Source organism: Pseudonocardia halophobica (genome assembly GCF_050948485.1).
GTDB lineage: Bacteria > Actinomycetota > Actinomycetes > Mycobacteriales > Pseudonocardiaceae > Pseudonocardia > Pseudonocardia halophobica.
In genome coordinates this window covers 3,581,226-3,604,511 of the sequence record NZ_CP192046.1, presented here as the reverse complement: position 1 = coordinate 3,604,511, position 23,286 = coordinate 3,581,226, and the positions used below count along the sequence as shown (strand labels likewise).

General features: G+C 74.3%; 23 protein-coding genes. 3 read left to right on the top strand and 20 right to left on the bottom strand.

Features of this window, described 5'->3' with window-relative positions; all coding sequences use genetic code 11:
• Nucleotides 1-62: 62 nt before the first annotated feature.
• The 9 genes from ACQP04_RS17340 to ACQP04_RS17300 form a co-directional block, all read right to left on the bottom strand.
• The gene (locus tag ACQP04_RS17340) at nt 63-578 is read right to left on the bottom strand and encodes an adenine phosphoribosyltransferase (protein WP_037044576.1); all 516 of its coding nucleotides are present in this window, start codon (nt 576-578) and stop codon (nt 63-65) included.
• A gap of 50 nt (nt 579-628) precedes the next feature.
• Entirely contained in the window at nt 629-1,879 is a 1,251-nt protein-coding gene (gene secF, locus ACQP04_RS17335) for a protein translocase subunit SecF (RefSeq protein ID WP_433508063.1), read from the bottom strand.
• A gap of 3 nt (nt 1,880-1,882) precedes the next feature.
• Nucleotides 1,883-3,643, bottom strand: a complete 1,761-nt coding sequence (gene secD / locus ACQP04_RS17330; RefSeq protein ID WP_433508062.1) for a protein translocase subunit SecD — start codon at nt 3,641-3,643, stop codon at nt 1,883-1,885.
• A gap of 152 nt (nt 3,644-3,795) precedes the next feature.
• Nucleotides 3,796-4,227 (bottom strand): preprotein translocase subunit YajC, encoded by a 432-nt coding sequence (gene yajC, locus ACQP04_RS17325; protein ID WP_433508061.1) that lies wholly within the window; start codon nt 4,225-4,227, stop codon nt 3,796-3,798.
• Between the two features lie 169 nt (nt 4,228-4,396).
• Nucleotides 4,397-5,443, bottom strand: a complete 1,047-nt coding sequence (ruvB, locus tag ACQP04_RS17320; protein WP_433508060.1) for a Holliday junction branch migration DNA helicase RuvB — start codon at nt 5,441-5,443, stop codon at nt 4,397-4,399.
• Nucleotides 5,444-5,451: 8 nt separating this feature from the next.
• Entirely contained in the window at nt 5,452-6,069 is a 618-nt protein-coding gene (ruvA, locus tag ACQP04_RS17315; protein ID WP_433508059.1) for a Holliday junction branch migration protein RuvA, read from the bottom strand.
• A gap of 271 nt (nt 6,070-6,340) precedes the next feature.
• Nucleotides 6,341-6,967: a crossover junction endodeoxyribonuclease RuvC gene (gene ruvC / locus ACQP04_RS17310; RefSeq protein ID WP_433508058.1), complete on the bottom strand. Its 627-nt coding sequence runs from the start codon at nt 6,965-6,967 to the stop codon at nt 6,341-6,343.
• Nucleotides 6,968-7,072: 105 nt separating this feature from the next.
• Nucleotides 7,073-7,495, bottom strand: coding sequence for a VOC family protein (locus ACQP04_RS17305; RefSeq protein ID WP_433508057.1), 423 nt, complete (start codon nt 7,493-7,495; stop codon nt 7,073-7,075).
• On the bottom strand, nt 7,492-7,992 hold the full coding sequence (locus ACQP04_RS17300; protein ID WP_433508056.1) for a helix-turn-helix transcriptional regulator: 501 nt from the start codon (nt 7,990-7,992) through the stop codon (nt 7,492-7,494). Before ACQP04_RS17300 ends, ACQP04_RS17305 begins: the two co-directional genes overlap by 4 nt.
• Before the next feature lie 46 nt (nt 7,993-8,038).
• On the opposite strand from ACQP04_RS17300, the gene ACQP04_RS17295 reads away from it, so the two are divergent.
• Together ACQP04_RS17295 and ACQP04_RS17290 are read left to right on the top strand one after the other, a co-directional pair.
• Nucleotides 8,039-8,623, top strand: a complete 585-nt coding sequence (locus tag ACQP04_RS17295) for a molybdenum cofactor biosysynthesis protein (RefSeq protein WP_433508055.1) — start codon at nt 8,039-8,041, stop codon at nt 8,621-8,623.
• Nucleotides 8,624-8,700: 77 nt separating this feature from the next.
• Nucleotides 8,701-9,729, top strand: coding sequence for an NAD(P)-dependent alcohol dehydrogenase (locus ACQP04_RS17290; RefSeq protein WP_433508054.1), 1,029 nt, complete (start codon nt 8,701-8,703; stop codon nt 9,727-9,729).
• A gap of 20 nt (nt 9,730-9,749) precedes the next feature.
• Here ACQP04_RS17290 and ACQP04_RS17285 read toward each other — a convergent pair whose 3' ends face one another.
• The 6 genes from ACQP04_RS17285 to ACQP04_RS17260 all read right to left on the bottom strand — a co-directional run bounded on the left by ACQP04_RS17285 (nt 9,750) and on the right by ACQP04_RS17260 (nt 17,010).
• Nucleotides 9,750-10,364: an AAA family ATPase gene (locus tag ACQP04_RS17285; protein WP_433508053.1), complete on the bottom strand. Its 615-nt coding sequence runs from the start codon at nt 10,362-10,364 to the stop codon at nt 9,750-9,752.
• 89 nt (nt 10,365-10,453) lie between these two features.
• Nucleotides 10,454-13,258, bottom strand: coding sequence for a DNA polymerase I (gene polA, locus ACQP04_RS17280; protein WP_433508052.1), 2,805 nt, complete (start codon nt 13,256-13,258; stop codon nt 10,454-10,456).
• Between the two features lie 115 nt (nt 13,259-13,373).
• On the bottom strand, nt 13,374-14,156 hold the full coding sequence (locus ACQP04_RS17275; RefSeq protein ID WP_433508051.1) for a galactose oxidase-like domain-containing protein: 783 nt from the start codon (nt 14,154-14,156) through the stop codon (nt 13,374-13,376).
• Nucleotides 14,072-15,748 (bottom strand): hypothetical protein, encoded by a 1,677-nt coding sequence (locus ACQP04_RS17270; protein ID WP_433508050.1) that lies wholly within the window; start codon nt 15,746-15,748, stop codon nt 14,072-14,074. Before ACQP04_RS17270 ends, ACQP04_RS17275 begins: the two co-directional genes overlap by 85 nt.
• A 68-nt stretch (nt 15,749-15,816) precedes the next feature.
• Nucleotides 15,817-16,050 (bottom strand): hypothetical protein, encoded by a 234-nt coding sequence (locus tag ACQP04_RS17265; protein ID WP_433508049.1) that lies wholly within the window; start codon nt 16,048-16,050, stop codon nt 15,817-15,819.
• A 207-nt stretch (nt 16,051-16,257) separates the two neighbouring features.
• Nucleotides 16,258-17,010: a YebC/PmpR family DNA-binding transcriptional regulator gene (locus ACQP04_RS17260; RefSeq protein WP_433508048.1), complete on the bottom strand. Its 753-nt coding sequence runs from the start codon at nt 17,008-17,010 to the stop codon at nt 16,258-16,260.
• A gap of 285 nt (nt 17,011-17,295) precedes the next feature.
• Between ACQP04_RS17260 and ACQP04_RS17255 the strand changes: the two genes are divergently transcribed.
• On the top strand, nt 17,296-17,625 hold the full coding sequence (locus ACQP04_RS17255; RefSeq protein ID WP_433508047.1) for a hypothetical protein: 330 nt from the start codon (nt 17,296-17,298) through the stop codon (nt 17,623-17,625).
• Nucleotides 17,626-17,644: 19 nt separating this feature from the next.
• Here ACQP04_RS17255 and ACQP04_RS17250 read toward each other — a convergent pair whose 3' ends face one another.
• The 5 genes from ACQP04_RS17250 to ACQP04_RS17230 are packed head-to-tail and all read right to left on the bottom strand — an operon-like array spanning nt 17,645 to nt 23,265.
• The gene (locus ACQP04_RS17250; protein WP_433508046.1) at nt 17,645-17,935 is read right to left on the bottom strand and encodes an anti-sigma factor family protein; all 291 of its coding nucleotides are present in this window, start codon (nt 17,933-17,935) and stop codon (nt 17,645-17,647) included.
• A complete protein-coding gene (locus ACQP04_RS17245; protein WP_433508045.1) occupies nt 17,932-18,531 on the bottom strand; it encodes an RNA polymerase sigma factor in 600 nt (199 codons plus the stop codon). Before ACQP04_RS17245 ends, ACQP04_RS17250 begins: the two co-directional genes overlap by 4 nt.
• 18 nt (nt 18,532-18,549) lie before the next feature.
• Nucleotides 18,550-19,725: a cation:proton antiporter gene (locus ACQP04_RS17240; RefSeq protein ID WP_433508044.1), complete on the bottom strand. Its 1,176-nt coding sequence runs from the start codon at nt 19,723-19,725 to the stop codon at nt 18,550-18,552.
• A 10-nt stretch (nt 19,726-19,735) separates the two neighbouring features.
• Complete coding sequence (locus ACQP04_RS17235; protein WP_433508043.1) at nt 19,736-21,655, bottom strand: thiamine pyrophosphate-binding protein; 1,920 nt, start codon at nt 21,653-21,655, stop codon at nt 19,736-19,738.
• Nucleotides 21,652-23,265 (bottom strand): glutamate synthase-related protein, encoded by a 1,614-nt coding sequence (locus tag ACQP04_RS17230; protein WP_433508042.1) that lies wholly within the window; start codon nt 23,263-23,265, stop codon nt 21,652-21,654. Before ACQP04_RS17230 ends, ACQP04_RS17235 begins: the two co-directional genes overlap by 4 nt.
• Between the last annotated feature and the right edge of the window lie 21 nt (nt 23,266-23,286).

The following is a 23,286-nucleotide window of genomic DNA, read 5'->3' as shown; positions in this document are numbered from 1 at the left end:
TGCTCCGCTCCTGTCACCACCTACCGAAGGATAACCCTCCGGTAGCCCGGAGGAATGCTCGCCTAGTAGGTGAGCAGGGCGTGCACGTCGATCCCGGTGAGCCGCTCGCGGCCCCTCAGCGCCGCCAGCTCGACGACCGTGCCGAAACCCGTGATCTCGGCCCCGACGTCCGTGAGCAGCCCGCAGGCCGCCGCGGCGGTGCCGCCGGTGGCGAGCACGTCGTCGACGACGAAGACCCGGGCCCCGGGCTCGACGGTGCCCGCGGGCAGCTCCAGCGTGGCCGTGCCGTACTCGAGCTGGTAGGTCCGCGACCCGGCGACGGCCGGCAGCTTGCCCGCCTTGCGCACCGGGACGACCCCGGTGCCCGCGACCAGCGCGACCGCGGCACCGATCAGGAAGCCGCGGGCCTCGACGCCGGCGATCAGGTCGGCGGCGCCCGCGGAGGCCGCGAGCTCGGTGGTCAGGATGGCGAACGCCTCCGCATCCGCCAATGCCGGCGTGAGGTCGCGGAACAGCACGCCCGGCTCCGGGTAGTCCGGCACCGCCCGGACCAGCTCCCGGACCTTCTCGAGCTCCAGCACGGACTCGTCGACCTCGAGCGGGTCGGCCGGGCGGTCCGACGCCGCGCTCACCGGCGCCGCTTCCCGCTCGGCCGCCCGGACGCCGCCCGGTTCTGGCCCGCCCGGTTCTGGCCCGCCTTGCCCTGCGGCCGGCCCGGCCGCGCCCGGTCCGGGGCGCTGGCCGCCGCGGCCATCGCGCGCTCGCGGCGCAGCTCGCGGGCCAGGGCCTCGTCGTCCGTGGTGTCGAGGTCCTCGTCGCCGGTGTCCCCGGACTGCGCGGCGGCGGCCCGGGCCCGGCGGGCGGCGACCCGCTCGGCCTGCTTGCGGAACCGCGGGTCGCGCATCTTGAGGTCGACCAGCAGCGGGGTGGCCAGCAGCAGCGAGGACAGGGCGCCCGCGATGATGCCGACCAGCTGCACCAGCGCCAGGTCGGCGAGCGTGCCGACGCCGAGCAGCCCCACGCCGACCACCATCAGCCCGATCACCGGCAGCACCGCGATCAGCGACGTGTTGATCGAGCGCATCAGCGTCTGGTTGACGGCCAGGTTGGCCTGCTCGCCGTACGTCCGGCGGGTCAGGTTGAGCAGCCCGCGGGTGTTCTCCTTGACCTTGTCGAACACCACGACCGTGTCGTAGAGCGAGAAGCCGAGGATCGTCAGCAGGCCGATGACCGTGGACGGGGTGACCTCGAAGCCGATCAGCGAGTAGATGCCCGCAGTGACGACGACGTCGTGCACCAGCGCCACGAGCGCCGCGATCGCCATGGCCCGTTCGAAGTAGAAGGCCAGGAAGATCGTGACGAGCACCAGGAACACGGCCAGGGCGATCAGCGCCTGGCGGGTGATCTCCCCGCCCCAGGTGCCGCTCACCGCGCTGTCGCTGATCACCTGCTCGGAGGGCTGTCCGCCGGCGTCGAGCGGCTGGAGCTGCTGGAACACCGCGTCCTTGAACGAGGCGATCTGCGCCGGGTTGAGCGGCTCCGACCGGACGAGGATCGTGGCCGAGCCGCCGGCGCCGGCCGACTGGGTCGACGCCGGCTCCTCGCCGACCGAGGACCGGAAGACCTCCTCGACCTGCTGCGTGGTGATCGTGCCCTTGGCCCCCGAGGCGGGCATCTGGAACTGCGAGCCGCCGGTGAAGTCGATGCCGAGGTTGAAGCCGCGGATCGCGATCGACAGCACGCAGACCAGCACCAGCACGCCGAAGGAGACGTACCAGGTCTTGCGGTGGCCGACGACGTCGAACGCCCCGGTGCCCGTGTACAGCCGGCTGAGTACCCCGCGCTTGCGGGCGGCGCCGGCCCCGTTCGTCCCGACCATGCCTCAGGCCCCCTTGCTCGTGCCGGACCCGCTGCCGGCGGTCTCGCGCGGTTGCCGCCGCCGCTGCGCGCCGATCTTCGCCACGGCGCCGAGCCCGGACAACGTCGGGCTGCCGAAGATCTTCGAGTTCGACGCCAGCGCGACCAGCGGGTGCGTGACCAGGAAGACGACGACCAGGTCCAGGACCGTCGACATGCCGAGGGTGAACGCGAAGCCCTTCACCTGCCCGACGGCCAGGATGTACAGCACTGCGGCCGCCAGGAAGCTCACGGCGTCGGCGGTGAGGATCGTGCGCCGCGCCCGCACCCAGGCCCGCGGGACGGCCGAGCGGAACGAGCGGCCCTCGCGGACCTCGTCCTTCAGCCGTTCGAAGAAGATCACGAACGAGTCCGCGGTGATGCCGATCGCGACGATGAACCCGGCGACGCCGGCGAGGTCCAGGGTGAACCCGATCCAGCGCCCGAGCAGCACCAGCACCGCGTAGACCACGAGGCCGGACAGCACCAGCGACAGGATCGTGAGCACGCCCAGCACGCGGTAGTAGAAGAGGCAGTAGACGAACACGAGGACCAGGCCGATGGCGCCCGCGATCAGGCCGGCCTCCAGCGAGGCGAGCCCGAGCGTGGCGGACACGGTCTGCGCGTCGGACGCCTCGAAGGACAGCGGCAGCGAGCCGTACCGCAGGATGCCCGCGAGGTCCTGCGCCTGCTGCTGGTTGAAGTTGCCGCTGACCTGGGTGTTCCCGTACAGCGCACCCTGGATCGTCGGGGCCGAGACGACCTCGCCGTCGAGCACGAAGGCGGCCTGCTCGCCGATGTGCGCCGCGGTGTAGTCGCCCCAGGCCTTCGAACCGTCCGCCTTGAAGCTGAGGTCGACGACGTAGCCGACGCCCTGCTGGTTCTGCGAGGCCTGCGCCGACGCGATCTGGGTGCCCTCGACGACCGTGGGCCCGAGGATGTACTTCGCGGTCTTGTCCTGGTCGCAGGTCACCAGGGGCAGCGACGAGTCGTCGTAGCCCCGCAGCGGGTCCGGCGCGTTGCAGTCGAGCGCGAGGAGCGCCTGCTGCTGGATCACCTGGTCGGTGCTCTGCCGGGTGGCCTTCGCCTCGGCGATCGCGGCGGCCTTCGCCGGGTCCTCGCCGCCGCCCGGCGGCGGGGTCGGCTGCTGCTGCGCCGGCGCCAGAGCGGTGCTGTAGGAGACCGGGGCGACCGCGCCGTCGACGACGGGGCCGGTGCCCTGGCTCTGCGGTTGGGCGCCGCCGCCGGACGGGGCCGGGGCGGTGCTCTCCCCGCCAGGCGGGGTCGTGCCGCCGGTGTCCTGCCCGGCCGGCGGCGTGGTCGCGCCGCCGGTGCCCTGCCCGGCCGGCGGCGCGGCGGGGGTGGCGGCGATGGGCTGGCCGACGACCGGGCGGATGCGCAGCTGCGCGGTCTGCCCGAGCGAGCGGGCCTGCTCACCCTGGTCGCCGGGCACCGTGATGGTGATGTTGTTCCCGTCGAGCACCACCTCGGCGCCGCTCACGCCCAGGCCGTTGACGCGCTGCTCGATGATCGCCTGCGCCTGCACAAGCTGGTCGCGCGGCGGGACCTGGCCCGACTCCGTGCGTGCGGTCAGGGTGACCCGGGTACCGCCCTGCAGGTCGATGCCCAGCTTCGGGGCGAAGGACCGGTCGCCGGTGAAGGCGACCAGCGCGTACAGCACCACGACGATGCCCGCGAACCCCGCGAGGTACCGCCAGGGGCGGATCCGCCCCGGGGTCGTTGCCACTCTCTCTGCTCTCCTGGCGTCACGGCCCGGTCACGCGTCGGCGGACGGCCTGTCCGGTCCCGTCCGCGGCTTGGCCGCGGCCCGGTGTTCCCGCACGATGCTGCACCATCCGGCGCAGCGGGCCGACGGCGGCCCCGCCGTGGGCGATCCGGTTACTTCTTCTCGTCCGCGGTGGAGTCGGCGGGGGTGTCCGAGACCGTCCCGTTGGCGCTCGGCGTCCCGTTCGCGCTGGTGACGCCGCCCGCCGGGAGCTCGCCGGTGGTCGCGGCGCCGGTCGCGGCCGGGGTCTCGCCGGCCTCGTCGGCGTGCTCGGCGTGGTCGTCCTGGGCGACCTTGTCCCGGACGGCCGCGCGCAGCCAGGTGGTGACGACGCCGTCGGCGATCTCGAGGTCGATCGTGTCCTCGTAGGAGGCGTCGACGACCGTGCCGCGCAGCCCCGAGGTGGTGGTCACGACGTCGCCCTCGGCGAGCGCGCTCTGCATCGCCTGGGTCGCCGCCATCTGCCGCTTCTGCTTGCGACCCGACAGGAAGATCGGGATGAAGAGCAGCAGGATGAGGATCGGGAACAGCAGGCTCAGGTCCATGATGTCGTGTTTCTCCGTTTCTCGGGCAGGTCGGACGGCCGAGTCTGCCAGTCGGGTCCGACACCCGGTCGGTCGACCCGGCGTCGTGACGGCCCCGTGACGTGCGGTTTCCGTGCGGGGCCCGCCGGGTGCGCCCCCGGCGCCGCTCCGCCCCCGATCGAGACCGCGTTCAGAACAGCGCCGGCGGCACCTCGCCGCCGGACTCCGGCGGCCGCAGGCCGAGATGGCTCCAGGCCGCGGGCGTGGCGACACGACCCCGCGGCGTCCGGGCCAGCATCCCGGCCCGCACCAGGTAGGGCTCGCAGACCTCCTCGACGGTACCGGGTTCCTCGCCCACCGCCACTGCCAGCGTGGACACGCCCACCGGGCCTCCCCCGAACGTCCGTACGAGTGCCCCCAACACGGCCCTGTCGAGCCGGTCGAGGCCGAGCTCGTCGACGTCGTAGACCGCGAGCGCGTCCCGGGCGACGGACCGGGTGACGGCTCCGTCGGCGCGAACCTCGGCGAAGTCCCGGACCCGGCGCAGCAGCCGGTTCGCGATGCGGGGCGTGCCGCGGGAGCGCCGGGCGATCTCGGTGGCGCCGTCCGGCTTCAGGTCGACGTCGAGGATCACGGCGGCCCGGCGGAGCACGAGCTCCAGCTCGTCCGGCTCGTAGAACTCCATGTGCGCGGTGAAGCCGAAGCGGTCCCGGAGCGGGCCGGTGAGCGCGCCGGCCCGGGTGGTGGCGCCGACCAGCGTGAACGGTGCGATGTCGAGCGGGATGGACGTGGCGCCCGGGCCCTTGCCGACCACGACGTCCACCCGGAAGTCCTCCATCGCGAGGTAGAGCATCTCCTCGGCGGGGCGGGCGATCCGGTGGATCTCGTCGATGAACAGCACGTCGCCGGGGACGAGGTTGGACAGCATGGCCGCGAGGTCGCCGGCGCGCTCCAGCGCGGGGCCGCTCGTCAACCGGATCGCCGCACCCATCTCGGCCGCGACGATCATGGAGAGGCTGGTCTTGCCCAGGCCCGGCGGGCCGGAGAGCAGGATGTGGTCGGGCGGGTCGCCGCGCCGGCGGGCGCCCTCCAGCACCAGCTCCAGCTGCTCGCGTACCCGCGGCTGCCCGATGAACTCGGCGAGCCGGCGGGGACGCAGCGAGTTCTCGACGTCGAGGTCCTCGGGGACCGCCTCGGCGGCGACGTCCCGCAGGTCCCCCGGCTCGTACTCGGTCACCGGCTCGGTCACCTGCTCCGGCCCAGGCCGGCCAGCGCCGCGCGGAGCAGCTGCGAGGCCTCGGCCTCGGGCCTGTCGGCGAGCACGGCGTCGACCGCCTGCTCCGCGGGCTTGAGCGTGAAGCCGAGGCCGACCAGCGCCTCGACGACCTGGTCGCGGACCGGCGAGGCACCGTTGCCGGCGGTGGCCGGGAGGGCGGCGCCCGCCGCGGTGACCGGTGCGGGTGCGACGACGACCTTGTCCCGCAGCTCCACCACGAGCCGCTCGGCGCTCTTCCTGCCGACGCCCGGGATGCGGGTCAGCGTGGTCAGGTCGCCGTCGTGCAGAGCGCGGCGCAGCACCTCCGGCTCCAGGACGGCGATCGTGGCGAGCGCGAGCCGCGGGCCGATCCCGCTCACCGTCTGCAGCAGCAGGAACAGCTCCCGCTCGTCCGCGTCGGCGAAGCCGAACAGGGTCAGCGACTCCTCGCGCACGATCAACGTGGTGGACAGCCGGGCCTCGGTGCCGCGGCGCAGGCCCGCCAGCGTGGCCGGGGCGCAGAACACCGCCAGCCCGACGCCGCCGACCTCGACCACGGCGTGGTCCAGCCCGATCTCCAGCACGGGCCCGCGCACGGACGCGATCACGGCACTCCCCCGCTCCTGCGAACAGTCGTTCGAGGCCGAAGGCTACCGGGACCCACCGACACCCCCGCCCGCTCCCCCGCCCCTCGGCGTGTCCCGCCCGCACCCCCCGGCGAGTCGCGCTCTCACCCTCCGCGAGTCGCGAGCTCTGGCACCGCGAGTCGCGAGCTCTGGCACCGCGAGTCGGCACTTCCGGCTGGCCGAGTTGCACATGCCGGGTCTCCCGGGATCGCACATCCGCTCGCTGCGGAGTGCCGACTCGCGGGACGGGGGGTCAGCGGCGTGGGCGGGCGGCGGACTCGGCGAGCCGCTGCTTCTCCAGCTGCTGCAGCTGCTTCCGGCGCTCCTTCTGCGCCGCGGCGAGGCGGGCCTTGTGCGCCTTCGCGATCTCGGCGGCCCGGCGCTCCGCCTCCGCCATGCGGGTCATCATCGGAGCCCGCCAGCAGTGGCAGATCGCGAGGGCGAGGGCGTCGGCGGCGTCGGCCGGCCTCGGCGCCTCGGCCAGCCCGAGCACCCGCGTGACCATGGTCGTGACCTGCGCCTTGTCCGCGCGGCCCGCCCCCGTGACGGCGGCCTTGACCTCGCTCGGGGTGTGGAAGGCCACCGGCAGCCCGGCCCGGGCGGCCACGAGCGCGACGACGCCGCTGGCCTGCGCGGTCCCCATCACGGTGCGGACGTTGTGCTGGCTGAACACCCGCTCGACGGCGACGACGTCCGGCCGGTGCCGGGCGATCCAGCGCTCCACCTCGTCGGCGACCACGAGGAGCCGCCGGTCCACCGGCAGGTCGACGTCGCTGCGCACGACGCCGACGTCGACGCACGCCACCTGGCGGCCGCCGTCGCCGTCGACCACGCCGAGGCCGCACCGGGTCAGCCCCGGGTCGACTCCGAGCACCCGCACGCGCGCTCCCCTCACCGGTCCGCGCCGCACGCTACCGGCGCGGCACCCGGCCCCCGCGTGCGGCGCGCCGCCCCGCGGCCGAGACGGTCACCACGGGGCGGGAGCTCAGGCCGGGTGCCGCTGGCAGAGGCTGAACCAGTTGCCCGAGTCGTCGACGAACACGGCCTCGATGCCGTACGGCCGCTCGGCCGGCGGCTGCAGGAACTCGACCCCGCGCCCGGCGAGCTCGGCGTGGGTGGCGTGGCAGTCGTCCGTCGCCATCACGCCCGTGCCGAGCGCCCCCTTCGCGACGAGCTCGCGGATCTGGCCCGCCGTCGACGGGTCGTGGCCCATCGCCGGGTCGGCGAGGATCAGCTCCTGGTCGGGGCGGCCCGGCGGGCCGACGGTCAGCCAGCGGATCCCGCCCTCGGACTCCGGGCCCATCACCACATCGGTGCGCACCTCGAAGCCGAGCTTGCCGGTGTAGAAGCTCCTGGCGGAGTCCTGGTCGAGGACCCAGACGGTGGTGTGGGACATGCGGTCGATCACGGTGTTCCCTCCTCGGTGGATCGGTCGGGAGAACGGTAGGACCGCTCGGCGTCCGGAGGCTTCTCCGTGCTTGCGGTGTCCGGCGGGCGCGGTGCCGGCGGGCGCGTCCAGCTCATGAGGACGCAGCCGGGGATGGGGGGCGGACCGCCCCGGCGGACGTGCTCGTCCCGGTACGCGGTCGGGCTCAGGCCGACCAGCTCGGTGAAGCGGCTGCTGAAGGAGCCGAGGCTGGTGAAGCCGACGAGGTGGCAGATCTCGGTCACTGTGAGGTTCGCCGAACGCAGCAGGTCCTTGGCCCGCTCCACCCGTCGCCGGGTCAGGTAGGCCGCGGGCGTCTCGCCGTACGCCGTGCGGAAGGCGCGGGCGAAGTGGAAGCGCGAGAAGCCCGCGGCCGCGGCCATGGCGTCGAGGTCCAGCGGCTCGGCGTAGTCGCGGTCGATCAGGTCGCGGGCCCGCCGGACGTACGCGACCGCGGGCCGGGGCGTGCCGCGGGTCATGCCGTCATCGTCCCAGGTCGGCCCGCTCCGCGGGCATCATCGGGGTGTGCAGGAGATCGCCGCGCAGGACGCGACCGAGGCGCCGGTGGACATCGCCGTCGAGATCGTCGAGCTGGTCGCCTCGCCCGTGCACGCGTACGAGGGCCGCCCGGCGGACGGGCCGCGGCCGGACCCCGAGGACCCGCGGCAGGACCGGATCGAGGTCCGGGCCGGGCTCGGCGTCGTCGGCGACCGGTACTTCAACCACGCGGCGCACCGGCGCGCGGCGGTGACCCTGCTGTCGGCGGAGGCGCTCGAGGCCGTCGCGACCGATCTCGGCGTGCCGCGCTTCGACCCCGTCCTGGCGCGCCGGACCGTCGTCCTGCGCGGGGCCGCGGTCGACGCCTTGGCCGGCACCGGCGCCGGGTTCACTCTCGACTCCGGCGACGGTCCCGTCCGGTTCCGGGCGCACCGCGCGGCGCACCCCTGCCGCTGGATGGACGTCGTGCTGGCACCCGGGGCCTTCAAGGCCCTCCGCGGGCGCGGTGGCGTGCGCTGCGAGCCGCTGTCCGACGGCGTGCTCCGCCGGGGCGCCGCCACCCTCGCCGTGCCGGCCGAGCTGGCCGCCCTCGTCGCCCGTCCAGCACGCTGAGGTACGTCGAACTGCGTACTACCGCCGCCCGACGATGAGTGTGACGCTCGGCACACTTCGATCTCAGGGAGGTCCCCATGCGGGCGGTGCGGCTGCACTCCTACGGCGAACCACCCCAGCTCGACGAGGTGCCCGAACCGGAGCCGACCCGCCCGCACGAGGTGGTGGTCCGGATCGCCGGCGCCGGCCTCTGCCGCACCGACCTGCACATCCGCGACGGGTGGTTCGCCCCGGCCGTGCCGACGGACCTCCCGCTCACGCTGGGCCACGAGAACACCGGGGTGGTCGAGGCGGTCGGGGCGGAGGTGCAGGCCGTGGCGCCGGGTGACACCGTCATCTGCCATCCCCAGCAGAGCTGCGGCACGTGCGCGGCCTGCCGCACCGGCGACGACATGCGCTGCGCCCGCGGCCTCTCCTTCACCGGCCTCACCCGGGCCGGCGGGTTCGCGGACCTTCTCCTCACCACCGAGCGCGGTGTCCTCCCGTTGCCCACGGGCCTCGATCCCGTCGGCCTCGCCCCGCACGCCGACGCCGGGCTCACGGCGATGCACGTCGCCCGCAAGGCCGTGCCCCTGCTCGGCCCGGGGACCACGGTCGCGGTGGTCGGTGTCGGCGGGCTCGGCCACATCGGCATCCAGTGCCTGCGCGCGCTGACCGCGGCCACGATCGTCGCCGTCGATCCCGATCCCGAGGCCCGCGCGTTGGCCACCGAGTCCGGGGCGCACCACGTGCTGCCGGTCGACGGCCGGGAGGTCGACGGCGTCCGCGACCTCACCGACGGGGCCGGAGCGCACGCCGTGATCGACTTCGTGGGCGAGGGCGACGCCGTCGGCACCGCGCTGGCGATGGTGCGGCCGCGCGGCACGTACTTCGTCGTCGGCTATGGCGGGGAGCTGCGGGTGCCGACCTTCGCCCTGGTCCTGCCCGAGATCAGCGTGGTCGGCAACGCCGTCGGGACGTTCGACGACCTCCGTGAGCTCGTCGCGCTCGCGGCGGCCGGCGGGGTGACGGTGCGGGCCCGCCGGTACCCCCTCGACGCCTTCGCCGACGCCTTCGCGGACCTCGAGCACGGTCGGATGCACGGCCGGGGCGTGCTGGTGCCCTGAGGCCGGGCGCGACTCGCGGGTCAGGTGCTCTCGGGCTCCGCGCGCTCGTGCTCGGTGGTGCGGGCGGTGGTGGGGGCGAGGGCGGCCACCGGGCCGGCGAGCCACTGCCGAACCTCACGGCGGGCGCGCAGGCGCACGACCGGCAGGTCGGGCCTGCGCTCCTGCACCTCCCCGACCCGGACGGCGGTCTTGCCGTGGGTGCGCCACGCCCACCGGACGATGTGGTCCGGGTCGGTGAGGAAGGTCCGGAACGGCGGCTCCACGTTGCCGTTCCACAGCTCCTGACGGCGGATCCGCCGCGTGACGGTCCGCGGCACGACCTGCCGCATCACCACCGCGCGCGGCAGGTCGAGCCACACCAGCAGCTCGGCGCGCGGCAGCACGAGCGGCCGGGCCGCGGAGTAGCCGTACTCGGTGATCCACTGCTCGCCGCCGGCCAGCGTCGCGACGTCGGCGGCGAACTCGGGCCGCGGCACCCAGTCCGGCCCGTGGAACAGACCGTCGAGTTCGGTGTAGGGCAGCCCCAGCCGCGCCTCGAGCGCGCGGCCGAGGGTGGACTTGCCGGAGCCGGAGCATCCGGTGACGAGGATGCGGCGGAGCCCCGCGGGCAAGGGGTCCGAGGGGCCGAGCAGCACCGCGCCATCCTGCTGGGCCGCGCCCGGCCCCGCACCCGGGTTTCCGATCAGTGCTGTCCGATCAGTGCTGTCCGATCAGTGCTTCTCGATCAGTGCGCCGCGTCGTCCCAGCTGCGGCCGTACCCGACCGACACCTCGAGCGGCACCGACAGCGTCTCGGCCGCGCCCATCTCCCGGCGCACCAGCTCCTCGACGGCCTCGCGCTCGCCCTCCGCGACCTCGAGCACCAGCTCGTCGTGCACCTGGAGCAGCATCCGGCTGCGCAGCGAGGCCGCGGACAGGGCGGTGTGCACGTTGAGCATCGCGACCTTGATGATGTCCGCCGCGCTGCCCTGGATCGGCGCGTTGAGGGCCATTCGCTCGGCCATCTCGCGGCGCTGCCGGTTGTCGCTGGTCAGGTCGGGCAGGTAGCGCCGCCGGCCCAGCATGGTGGCGGTGTAGCCCTCCTTGCGGGCCACGTCGACGATCGAGCGCAGGTAGTCCCGCACGCCGCCGAAGGTCTCGAAGTAGTCCTCCATCAGGGCGCGGGCCTCCTCGGTGGAGATCCGCAGCTGCCCGGAGAGCCCGAACGCCGACAGCCCGTAGGCCAGGCCGTAGTTCATCGCCTTGATCTTGGCGCGCTGCTCGGGGGTGACCTCGTCCGCCGCCACGCCGAACACCTTCGACGCGGTCTCCGAGTGGAAGTCCCGCTTCGAGTTGAACGCCTCGATCAGCGCCTCGTCCTCGGACAGGTGCGCCATGATCCGCATCTCGATCTGGCTGTAGTCGGCGGTCATCAGCTCGCCGTAGCCCTCGCCGACCACGAAGGTCTCGCGGATCCGCCGGCCCGCGGCGGTGCGGATCGGCACGTTCTGCAGGTTCGGGTCGGTCGACGACAGCCGGCCGGTCGCCGCGATCGTCTGGCTGTACGTGGTGTGGATCCGCCCGTCGGCCGCGATCGACTTGAGCAGCCCGTCGACCGTGACCTTGAGCCGCGTGGCGTCCCGGTGCTGCAGCAGGTGCATGAGGAACGGGTGCTCGGTCTGCTCGTAGAGGCTCTGGAGAGCGTCCGCGTCCGTGGTGTAGCCGGTCTTGGTGCGCTTGGTCTTCGGCATGCTCAGCTCGTCGAACAGCACGACCTGCAGCTGCTTCGGCGAGCCGAGGTTGATCTCCTTGCCGATCACCTCGTAGGCGGCGCGCGCGGCCTCCTTCACCTGGGCCGCGAACTCGGACTCGAGCGACTCCAGGTGGTCCCGGTCCACGGCGATGCCCGCGGCCTCGAGGTCGGCGAGCACGAACGCCAGCGGCTGCTCAAGCTCGAGCAGCAGCCGGGTCTGCTCCTTCTCGGCCAGCTCGGCGCCCAGTGCGTCGGCCAGCTCGGCCACCGCCGACGCCGACACCATCTCGGTCTCGGCGTGCTTCGCGTCGGCCTCCTCCTCGCCGCCCAGCAGGGACAGCTGGCCGTCGCCCTCGCCGCCCTCCATCGCGAGTTCGCGGCGCAGGTAGCGCAGGGCCAGGTCGGCGAGGTCGAAGCTGCGCTGCCCGGGCCGCGCGAGGTATGCGGCGAGCGCGGTGTCGCTGGTCAGGCCCGCGAGCGTCCAGCCCCGGGCGCGCAGCCCGTGCAGCACCGCCTTGACGTCGTGCGACGCCTTGGGCACGGCCGGGTCGGCCAGCCACTCCCCCAGGGCCGCCTCGTCGTCCGGCTCCAGCAGCCGGACGTCCACGTACCCGGCCACGGGGACGCCGGCATCGGCGCCTTCGGCCCGGTCCTCCAGCGTCGGCTCGCCGGTGGCCAGCGCGATCCCGGTGAAGTCCCGCTCGGTGACCCCGCCGGCGACCCCGGAGAACGCGACGCCGACCCGCCGCCCGTCGCGCGCGTGCTCGGCGAGCCAGGTGCGCACGGTGCCCGGCGCGACGGTCCCGCCCTGCACGTCGAAGCCCGACTCGGCCTCCGGCTCGGCGCTCTGCAACGTGGCGAACAGCCGCTCGCGCAGCACCCGGAACTCCAGCTCGTCGAACAGCCGGTGCACCGCGTCCCGGTCCCAGGGCCGGACCTCGAGCTCCGCGGGCACGCTGTCGAGCGGCACGTCCCGCACCAGCTCGGTGAGCTGGCGGTTCATCAGGACGTTGGCCAGGTTGGCGCGCAGCGCGTCGCCCGCCTTGCCCTTCACCTCGTCCACCCGGTCGGTGAGCTCGCCGAGCGAGCCGAACTCGCGGACCCACTTGGCCGCCGTCTTCTCCCCCACGCCCGGGATGTTCGGCAGGTTGTCGCTGGGGTCGCCGCGCAGCGCCGCGAAGTCCGGGTACTGGGTCGGGGTGAGCCCGTACCGCTTGTCGACCTCCGCCGGGTCGATGCGCCCCAGGTCCGACACGCCCCGCTTCGGGTACAGCACCGTGACGTTGTCGGTGACCAGCTGGAACGCGTCCCGGTCGCCGGTGGTGATGAGCACCTCGAAGCCCTGCGACTCGGCCTGCGTGGCCAGCGTGGCGATGATGTCGTCCGCCTCGAAGCCCTCGACCGCGAACACCGGGATGTTCAGCGCGCGCAGGACCTCCTTGATGAGGTCGACCTGGCCGCGGAAGTCGTCCGGCGTGCTGGTGCGGTTCGCCTTGTAGTCCGCGTACCGCTCCGCCCGGAACGTCTTGCGCGAGACGTCGAACGCCACGGCCAGGTGCGTCGGCTGCTCGTCGCGGAGCTGGTTGATGAGCATCGACGTGAAGCCGTAGACGGCGTTCGTGGTCTGCCCCGTGCCCGTGCGGAAGTTCTCCGCGGGCAGGGCGAAGAACGCCCGGTAGGCGAGGGAGTGACCGTCGAGGAGCAGCAGCCGCCTGCCCTCGGGCGCGGCGGTCTTCCCGGTGCTCGCGGCGGACTTCCCGGCGGCCGGTGTGGCGGGTGACTTCGTGGCGGGGCTCATCGGGGGCGAGTCTAGGACCGGGCACCGACAGTTCCCGGCGAGCCTCCGCCTCGGCCCGACCCCGTCCCCGATCGGGCGAGCAGTGGGCGGGCCCGGGCCCCGCCGGGACCCGTCCTCAGCCGAGCCGCACCCACTCCCCGCGCGAGGGGACCCCGGCCCCGGTCAGCAGGAACAGCAGGTACCAGCCCGGCGGCGCGTGCTCCGGCCCCGGCAGCCGGACGGTCAACCGGACCGAGCCCCGGGCGAGGATCGGCAGGTCGACGAGCCGCTGCTCGACGTCGGCGGAGTGGGTCGTGGCGCCGGGCCGCACGAGGGCGGCGGAGGCGATCGCGCCGGGGTCCCCGGTCGAGACGTCGAGCGTCCCGCCGAAGTCGACGGCCGTCTCCGCGGGCACGCACCCCGGCGGCGTCCCGCGGAACAGGTAGGGCGGCCAGTAGACCTCGATGCGCAGCTCCTCGGTCTTGCGCGCGGGGTTCGAGCCCGCGGTGACCACCCGGCCGTCGGGCATCAGCAGGGCGACGGAGTGGTAGAGCCGCGGGACGCGCGAGGTCGCGCCCATCGCCCAGGTGCCGCTCGCGGGGACGTAGATCTCGGCCTCGAGGGCCGCGTCGGCGGCGGACTCCTCCATCATCGCGCCACCGTTGACCAGCACCGTCCGGTCCGGCAGCAGCGTCGCGCAGAGGTGCATCCGCGGCATGGCCAGCGAGCCGGTCGCGACGTACCGGGGCGCGGCGGCCTTCAGGTCCACCACCGCGGCGGAGCCGGTCGCGCCGGTCATGTCGTGCATGTCCCACGGGCCGCCGCCCACGATCATCACCCGCTGGTCCTGCACGGGCGGCAGCAGCACGCTCGCCGCCTGGTTGCGGGCCTGCGGCACCGGCAGGCCGTCGACCGGCACCGTCGCGTTCGTCGCGAGGTCCCACAGCGCCGGCCGCTCGCCGTTGTTCGGCCCGTACTGGCCGCCCGAGTAGAAGACCCGCCCGTCCTCGAGCAGGAACAGGTGCCCGTACATCGGCCAGTTCGGCGAGGTCGGCAGCGTGGTCCAGCCGGTTCCGTCCCGGTAGACCTCCGGGTGGATGTTGAGCTGCGAGGTGCCGTCGAGCCCGGAGACCGCGAGGACCCGGCCGTCGGAGAGCGCCACCAGCGTCGGGTACCAGCGGCCGCCGGCCATGTCCGGCACCGCCTCCCACGCCCCCGTCGCGCCGGTCGGCGAGCCCGGGTCGGGCGCACCCTTGTCCTGTCGAACACCACGGCCTGGCGCAGGCCCAGGAACGGGTCGTACCGCTCCGTCCCGCCCGCCGCGAGCAGCCGGCCGTCGGCCAGGAAGGCGTGCCCGCAGCAGAACAGGTCGACGGGCGTCGCCGGCCTGCTCAGCGCGCTCGACGGGTAGTGCCACACCGCCGTGCCGAAGCGCCCGGCGGCGGCGTTGTCCGGGTCGTTGCTCGAGCCCGCGAAGAACGCGACCGAGCCGGTGTGCAGCAGCGCCGCGTGGACCGCCAGCACCCCGGAGTCCCGCTCGAGCAGCCGCCAGACGCCCATCTCGGCGCCCATGTCCCGGTCCGTCATCAGGTCCGACACCCGGTACCAGCCGCTGCTCCCGCCGACCGGGGCGTCGACGGCCAGCGTGAACAGGTGCGGCATGCCTCGGGCGCCCAGGGAGACGACGGCGAGGGCGGCGTCGGAGTTCTCCCAGAACCCCCAGCCGGGCAGCCGCTCCCACGGTCCCCAGCCGTCGGTGCTGCGGCCGTCCTCGAGCCGCCAGCCGACACTGACGTAGCCGACGTTCTCCCCCGCCGGGTTGTCCACGACGAGGACCACCAGCTCCGGCCTGCCGTCGCCGTCGAGGTCGGTGACGGCCAGCCCGGCGCCCTGGTTCTCCCAGCCCCACCAGGCCGGGACCTCGGCCCAGTCCCGCCACTCGGTGACGACGCCGTCCGGCCCGAGCGGGCCGCTGCGGTAGAAGCCGTGGTTCTGCCCGTCGGGGGCGTCGACGGACAGCACGACGAGATCCGGCCGCCCGTCCCCGTCGACGTCGGCCACCGCGATGTCCGCGCCCGCGTTCTGCCAGCCCGTCCAGTCCGGGATCGCGGTCCAGCCGGTCCAGCCACCGGTGACCTCGCCGTCCGCGCCGAGGTCCCGGCCGATCCGGTAGAAGCCGCCGTTCGGCCCGTCCGGCGCGTCGACCGTGAACACGACCAGGTCGAGCGACCCGGTGCCGGTGACGTCGGCGAGCGCGATCCCCGCGCCCTGGTTCTCCCAGAACCCCCAGTCCGGCACCGGCCGCCACGGGCTCCACGGCCCGGTCAGGGCACCGTCGTCCGTCAGCCCGTGGCCGACCCGGTACCTGCCGGCGTTCGCGCCCGGCGGCGCGTCGACCACGAGGACGACGACGGAGCGGCCGCCGTCACCGGCGAGGTCGCCGACCGCGACCCCGGCGCCCGCCGAGGCGCCCGCGAACCAGTCCGGAACCGCGGTGAAGTCCGTGTCCACGTGCCCTCCCGGTGGTCACTACGGAACCAGAGGTGCCGGTCACAGGACGTGATACCGCGGTTCGGCCGTCACGCCAACTCCTCCGGCGACGGGCCGAGCATCTCGCGCACCGCCTCGCAGCCCTCCTCGGTGATCAGCTGGTCGACGTACTGCTCACGGAGGATCTTGAACTCCGGTGGCTCGTCCTCGTGCACGACGATCCGGCCCGCCCCGTGCTGCGCGGCCAGCGCGTTCACGGCCTCCTTGATGTCGTGGAACGACGCGTCCAGCTCGTCGGCCAGCTCGCGCATCCGCTTGATCATCCGTGCCTCCGGTTCCGCCGTCGCTGTGCGCCGGTCCGTCTCGCGCCGCCCGTCCTGGTCCGGATAGCCCGCCGCGGCCCCGCCGACCCCTCGGGATTGTCGGGCCCGCGGGCGCGGAGGTCACCGCCGGAACGGCCCTGAGAACGACGACGGCGCCGCCCCCGGACGGGGGACGGCGCCGTCGGACGGACGGAGGGTGAGCCGACCTCAGGCGTTGACCTCCTCGAGGACCTCGTCGCTCACGTCGAAGTTGGCGTAGACGTTCTGGACCTCGTCCGAGTCCTCGAGCGCCTCGATCAGCCGGAAGACCTTCTTGGCGGCCTCGGCGTCGAGCTCGACCTGCATCGACGGCAGGAAGGTCGGGTCGGCCGAGTCGTAGTCGATCCCCGCCTCCTGCAGCGCGGTGCGCACCGCGATCAGGTCGGTGGCCTCGGAGACGACCTCGAAGCTCTCGCCCAGGTCGTTGACCTCCTCGGCGCCCGCCTCGAGGACGGCCATGAGCACGTCGTCCTCCGAGAGGTCGTTCTTCGGCAGCACCACGACGCCCTTGCGCGTGAACAGGTAGGCGACGGAGCCCGGGTCGGCCATGGTGCCGCCGTTGCGCGTCATCGCCGTGCGCACCTCGGTGGCCGCGCGGTTGCGGTTGTCCGTGAGGCACTCGATCAGCAGCGCGACGCCGTTGGGGCCGTAGCCCTCGTAGGTGATCGTCTGGTAGTCCGCGCCGCCGGCGTCGGCACCCGAGCCGCGCTTGACCGCGCGGTCGATGTTGTCGTTGGGCACGGAGCTCTTCTTCGCCTTCTGGATGGCGTCGTAGAGCGTGGGGTTGCCGTCGGGGTCACCGCCGCCGGTCCGGGCCGCGACCTCGATGTTCTTGATCAGCTTGGCGAACATCTTGCCCCGGCGGGCGTCGATGACGGCCTTCTTGTGCTTCGTCGTCGCCCATTTGGAGTGGCCACTCATCGGCTGCCCCGTCCTTCCTGAACTCGCGCGTGTGCCCGCTGCGCGGCGCCTGGCAGGACGGGCACGCAGGGCCCGCACGAGGCCCTGCCGGATCCCACCGATGGTACCGACGGGCCCGTCACCGGCACGAACACCCCACGTGCGGCCGTGTTCATCACACGCCGGGCCGGGTTCGTTACGGATCAGGTGGGTAACTCACCGGCATCGGTGAAAGAGCGGGCCGGGCGTTCACGTTCCGGGCAGCTCGTGCGATGTCACCGGTGAGGGACGCCGAGGGGGTGCGAGATGGGCAGGCACAGCATGCGGGGCCGCGAGCGGTCCGCCGCGCGGCTCGGATGGGCCGCGGCGGGCGCCGCCGTGCTCGCCACCGGAGGCACGGCCGCCGCGACGGTGCTCACCGGCACCGCCACCGCGGACACTCCGCTGACCGTCACGATCACGGGGGCACCGGCCCCTCTCTACACGTGTGACCTGCAGTCCCCGCCGGAGTTCGGCGACCCGGCGAACCCGGACGAGATCACCAACCGGGCCTGCGGGTACGTCGACGACCGGGGCCGGCAGCGCTCGTTCGACCCGTGGATCGACGGCCAGCTGCTCGACGCCGAGGGGCGCTGACGAGGTCGCTGATCCCGGCTCAGCCCGGCCCGCGCTCGCGGAAGGCCGCCAGCAGGGTGGAGGTCGCCTCGGGCGACAGGGTCTCGACGGGCACGTGGCCGAGCACGCGGATCGTCGCCCGCATCTGGGCCAGGTAGGCCGCGCAGCCGGGACACAACGCGAGGTGGGCCTCGATCACCGCGGCGTCGTGCGCGGGGAGCGCCCCCTCCAGGTAGTCGGTGAGGACCTCGACGAGCTCGGCGCAGGCGAGCCGGACGGCCGCGTCGTGCAGGGCGTCGGGCGTGGTCCCGGGATCCCGCGGGCCGCTCATGCGATCGCCTCCTCGAGCAGGCCGCGCAGTCGGGTCCGGGCGCGGTGCAGCAGCACCCGCTGGTTGGCCGGGGTGAGGTCGAGCAGCGTGCACACCTCCTCGGCGTCGAACCCGTGGACGTCCCGCAGCTCGACGACGGCGCGTTGCCGGTCGGGGAGCTCGGCCAGGGCGCGTCCCAGGAGACCACGGAACTCGGCGGCGAGCACCTCGGGCTCCGGGCCCCACTCCGCTGGGGCCGCCTCGTCCCGCCAGTGCCCGGGGTACTCGTCGTCCTCGCCACGGAACCGGCGCGGGTCCACACCCGGGCGCTCGAGCTCGAGGACCCGGCCGGCCTCGGCCCGGCCGCGGCGGCGCGCGGTGTTCACCAGGATGGTGAAGATCCAGGTCTTGAGCGATGCCCGGGCCGCGAAGCCGTCGAGTCCGCGCAGCACGGCCAGCCAGGCGTCCTGCACGACCTCCTCCGCCGACGCGTGCGTGCGCACGTGCGCCCGCGCCACCCTCAGCATGGCCGGCGACCAGAGCCGGACGACCTCCGCGAAGGCCTGCTCGTCGCCCCCGCGCAGGCGCTCGACCAGCTCCGGGTCCGCAACCGGCACGGGGGCACGGTAGCCGCCTCACGCCGGGGCGGGAACGCGTCGCGGCAGGAGCGCGAGGGCGAGCGCGGGCAGCACCAGGACCGACACGAGACCGGCGGCGACCAGCGCTGCCCCGGTCGCCGGGTCGAGCAGACCCATCTCCTCGCCGATCTGCGCGGCCGCCAGGAGGAAGGGCAGGGAGGTCGCCTGGAGCAGGCCCACGGCCAGCAGCTCACGACGGTCGAGCTCGCGGCGGAACGCGAGCGCGGGCAGGCCCCGCACGACCAGCAGCGCGGCCAGGAACAGCGGCACCGCGGCCAGGGCGGCCGGGTGCTCGACCAGCCCGCGCAGGTCCAGGGTGAGCCCGCTCGTCACGAAGAACACCGGCACGAGCAGGCCGAACCCGACCGCCTCGAGCTTGACCGGGTACCGCGGGTGGCTCCGCTCGGGATCCGGGTCGAGCGCGCGCACGAGCAGCCCGGCGAGGAAGGCGCCGAGGATGGCCTCGAAGCCGAGCGCCTCGGCCGCGAGCGTCAGCCCCGCCACCAGCAGCACGGTCAGCCGGACCCGCAGTTGTGCGCTCGTGTCGGCCAGCCGCATGACCAGCGCGGACACCCGCGTCGAATGTTCCGCCCCGAGCACGACCAGCCCGACGGCGACGAGGCCGGCGAGCAGCAGGACCAGGAGCAGCAGCCGCCCGCCGAGCGGGGTGTCCCCGCCCGCCAGCCCGACCGACAGCAGCACGACCGCGGCGACCTCGCCGGCCGAGGCGCCGGCGATCGCCAGCCGCCCGACGGGCCGGTCGCGCACGCCCGCGTCGCCGAGGACCGGCACGACGAGCCCGAGCGAGGTCGCCAGCAGCGCGACCCCGACCAGCGCGGCCCCACGGACACCGGCGGCCTGCAGCACCGCCGCGACCACGGCGGCGAGGACGACCGACACGCCGAGCGAGAGGGCGACCCGGCGACCGGGACCGCCGCGGAAGCGCCTGAGGTCGACCTCGGTCCCGGCGAGGAAGAGCAGGAAGGCCAGCCCGAACAGGGCGAACGCCCGTACGGTCGCGTCGGGTTCGATCCAGCCCAGCACCGCCGGGCCCAGCACGATCCCCGCGACGATCTCCAGCAGGGGTCCGGGCAGCGGCAGCGCCGGGACCAGGCCGAGCAGCAGCGGGACGCCCGCGGCGACGGCCAGCACGAGCACCAGGTTCACCGACATCGCACGGCCCTCACACCAGCTCGCCGTCGGTGTGCACGTGCAGCAGGGCCGGGCCCTCGGCGGCGAACAGCTCCTTCATCCCCGCGCCGAGCTCGTCGGCCCGGTGGACCGGGATGCCGGTGGCGCCGCAGAGCCGGGCGTAGCCGGCGAAGTCCGGGTTGACCAGGGAGGTCTGCCAGACCGGGAGGTCGCCGGCCAGCTGCTCCTTGCTGATCTTGCCCAGGGCCCCGTTGTCGAGCAGCACGTGTTTGACCGGGATCCCGTACTTGACCGCGGTCGTGAGCTCGGCGAGGTACTGGCCGAAGCCGCCGTCGCCGGTCACCGCCACGACGGGACGCCGCGGATCCGCCGCCCACGCCCCCAGCGCGGCGGGGTAGCCGAAGCCGATCGACCCGAGGTAGCCCGACATCAGTGCCGGTTGCCCGGCGCTCTCGAAGTACCGGCCGAAGCTGTAGGCGTGGTTGCCGACGTCCACCGTGATCACGGCGTCGGCCGGGCAGTGCGTGGACAACGCCGCGAACACCGCCGCCGACGCGACCCCGCGACCCCGGTCGTCGGCCGCGCGGCGCGCCTTCTCCGCCCGCCAGATCGCCCACCGGGCGGCGACGTCCGGGCGCTGGTCCGCGGCGATCGTCTCACCGAGCCGGGCGGCGAGGGCCCGGACCGTGACGGCGGAGTCGCCGAGCAGCCCGATCTCCACGCCGTGGAAGCGCCCGATGGCCGAGGGCGTGTCGTCGACCTGCACGATCGGCTTGTACGGGGCGATCCCGGTGTGGTTGGCGAACGACGCCCCGACGACCAGGAGCAGGTCGGCCTCGTTCATCAGCCACGACGCGACGGGCGTGCCGGAGCGGCCGAGCACCCCGGCGCCGAGCGGGTGGGTGTCGGGCACGAGGCCCTTGGCGCGGAAGGTGGTGAGCACCGGTGCGCCGAGCCCCTCGGCGAGGGCCCGCAGGTCGGCCGCGGCGTCCCGCGCCCCCTGCCCGGCGATGATCACCGGACGGCGGGCGGCGGCCAGGCGCTCGACCGCCGCGGCCAGCTCCGCCTCGGGCGGGGCGACCGCGAGATCGGCGCGGCGGCCGGCAGGCGCGCCGGCCCGGGCGTCGGAGGGCAGGTCCTGCACCTCGTCGGGCAGGACGAGGTGGGCGACGCCGCGGCCGTCGACCGCGTGCTTGACGGCGGTGGCGGCCAGCTCGGCGTGGTCGGAGCCGGCGTGCACGGTGACGGTGGAGACCGCCACGTCCCGGAAGGCGGCGGAGAGGTCGAGGTCCTGGAAGGCGCCGCGGCCCAGCACCGACGACGGGACCTGGCCGGAGATCGCGAGCACCGGCGCGCCGTCGAGCTTCGCGTCGTACAACCCGGTGAGCAGGTTCGTCGAGCCGGGGCCGGCGATGGCGAGGCAGGCGGCGGGGCGGCCGGTGAGCTTGCCGTAGGCGGAGGCGGCGAAGGCCGCCGCGCCCTCGTGCCGGATGCCGACGTAGCGCAGCTCGTCGCGGGCCTCGGCCCGGCGCAGCGCCTCGGCGAACCCGAGGTTCGAGTGCCCGACCATGCCGAACACGGTGTCGACGCCCCAGGCCACCAGCGTCTCCACCAGCACGTCGGACACGCTGCGCGGCCGCTCGGTGCGCTCGGGCAGGGCGACCCAGACGGAGTCGCCGCGCTGCTCGACCGGGAAGGCGACGGGGGCGTCGGAGAAGCCCTCGGGCGGCCGCCCGGTCGTCGGGTCGTAGTCGTAGCCGTGCCACGGGCAGCGGAGCAGGCCGCTCTCGATCGCCCCCTCCCCCAGCGGTCCGCCCTGGTGCGGGCAGTGGTTGTCCAGCGCGCCGATGCGCCCGCCGCAGCGGGACACGGCCAGCGTCCGGCCGTCGACGACCGCGGTGCGCACCCGACCCTCGTCGGGCAGCTCGTCGAGCTCGTACCAGCAGGTCATCGGGTCACCCCCGCGTAGTGGACGCCGACCAGCTCGGCGACGTCGCGTTTCCAGCTCGTGAGGTCCTTCGGCGTGAAGTGCGACAGGGAGTCGTGCCCGCAGGCCCGCGCGAGCACCACCATCAGGTCCGTCATGGCGCCCAGCAGCCGGGTCAGCTGCTCGGCCGCGCGCTGCACCGGCAGCCGCGCGCGCAGGTGCGGCTTCTGGGTGGCGATGCCCATCGGGCAGTTGTCGGTGTGGCAGGCGCGCATGCCCACGCAGCCGATGGCCTGCAGCGCCACGTTCGACACGGCGATCGCGTCGGCACCCAGGGCCAGGGCCTTGACCATGTCCTGGGCCCGCCGGAACCCGCCGGTCGCGACGAGCGTGACGTCCCGGGCCCCGGCCAGGTCGAGGTGCCGGCGGGCGCGGGCCAGCGCGGCCATGGTCGGCACGCTGATCGTGTCGCGGAAGATCGTCGGTGCCGCGCCCGTGCCGCCGCCGCGGCCGTCGAGGATGACGTAGTCGACACCGAGGTCGAGCGCGGCGTCGAGATCGGCCTCGATGTGCTGGGCCGACATCTTCACGCCCACCGGGATGCCGCCGGACCGCTTCCGGACCTGGTCGACCAGGGCCCGGGCGTCGAGCAGCGTGGTCCAGTCGGTGAACCGCGCCGGCGACACCGCCGCCGTGCCCTCGGGAAGGCCGCGGACCTCCGCGATCCGCCCGACGACCTTGTGGCCGGGCAGGTGCCCGCCGGTGCCGGTCTTCGCCCCCTGGCCGAGCTTGAGGTGCAGCGCCTGGACCCGGTCCAGGCAGGCCTCGTCCCAGCCGAACCGGCCCGACGCCAGCTCGTACAGGTAGCGCGAGCACTCGGCCAGCTCCTCGGGCAACATCCCGCCCTCACCCGAGCAGATCGCCGTCCCGGCGCCCTCTGCCCCGCGGGCCAGGGCGGTCTTCGCCTCGGCCGAGATCGCACCGAAGCTCATGTCCGACACGAACAGCGGGATCGCCAGGCGCAACGGCCGCGCGGCGGCCGGGCCGATCGTGACCGCGGTGTCCACCGGCTCGTCGTCCAGCATCGGGAAGCGGTGCAGCTGCGCGGTGAGGACCTGCAGGTCGTCCCAGGACGGCAGCTCCGGCCGGGGCACGCCCATTGCCGCGACCTGTCCGTGCACCCCCGACAGCCCGTGCCGGGCCAGCCGGTGGATCTCGCCGACGTAGGGCTCCTCCGGGCTGTCCTGGTGGGGGTCGTCGAAGAGCCGGTCGTAGGTGGAGACGACACGCCGTTCCGGCCGCATCGCCCGGTAGTCCGCGAGCTCGGCCTTGTCCACCAGCACCTCGTCGTCGACGACGTGGCACGAGAATTTGTAGAGCCGCTCCGTCGGGTTGTAGGCCGAGACCCCCGTGTCGAGCCGGTAGTCCCAGCCGTGCACCCCGCAGACCAGGTTCGGGCCCTCGACGCGGCCGTCCGCGAGCAGCGCGCCGCGGTGCGGGCAGCGGCCCTCGAACACGTGCGCCTCGCCGCCGCGACGCACGACGACCAGGTCGATGCCGTCGGCCTCGGCACCGACGGGCACGTCCTCGGCCAGCCCGTCCCAACGGATGATCGGCAGGAAGTTCGTGTCCATGTAACGCTCCCGGCTCCGTCC

Coding starts and splice junctions, on each gene's coding strand:
- yajC (WP_433508061.1), bottom strand. CDS start 4,227: ATGGACCTGAGCCTGCTGTTCCCGATCCTCATCCTGCTGCTCTTCATC.
- ACQP04_RS17290 (WP_433508054.1), top strand. CDS start 8,701: ATGCGGGCGGTGCGGCTGCACTCCTACGGCGAACCACCCCAGCTCGAC.
- ACQP04_RS17240 (WP_433508044.1), bottom strand. CDS start 19,725: ATGTCGGTGAACCTGGTGCTCGTGCTGGCCGTCGCCGCGGGCGTCCCG.
- secF (WP_433508063.1), bottom strand. CDS start 1,879: ATGGTCGGGACGAACGGGGCCGGCGCCGCCCGCAAGCGCGGGGTACTC.
- ACQP04_RS17255 (WP_433508047.1), top strand. CDS start 17,296: ATGGGCAGGCACAGCATGCGGGGCCGCGAGCGGTCCGCCGCGCGGCTC.
- ACQP04_RS17250 (WP_433508046.1), bottom strand. CDS start 17,935: ATGAGCGGCCCGCGGGATCCCGGGACCACGCCCGACGCCCTGCACGAC.
- ACQP04_RS17300 (WP_433508056.1), bottom strand. CDS start 7,992: ATGACCCGCGGCACGCCCCGGCCCGCGGTCGCGTACGTCCGGCGGGCC.
- polA (WP_433508052.1), bottom strand. CDS start 13,258: ATGAGCCCCGCCACGAAGTCACCCGCCACACCGGCCGCCGGGAAGTCC.
- ACQP04_RS17260 (WP_433508048.1), bottom strand. CDS start 17,010: ATGAGTGGCCACTCCAAATGGGCGACGACGAAGCACAAGAAGGCCGTC.
- ACQP04_RS17265 (WP_433508049.1), bottom strand. CDS start 16,050: ATGATCAAGCGGATGCGCGAGCTGGCCGACGAGCTGGACGCGTCGTTC.
- ACQP04_RS17235 (WP_433508043.1), bottom strand. CDS start 21,655: ATGACCTGCTGGTACGAGCTCGACGAGCTGCCCGACGAGGGTCGGGTG.
- ACQP04_RS17230 (WP_433508042.1), bottom strand. CDS start 23,265: ATGGACACGAACTTCCTGCCGATCATCCGTTGGGACGGGCTGGCCGAG.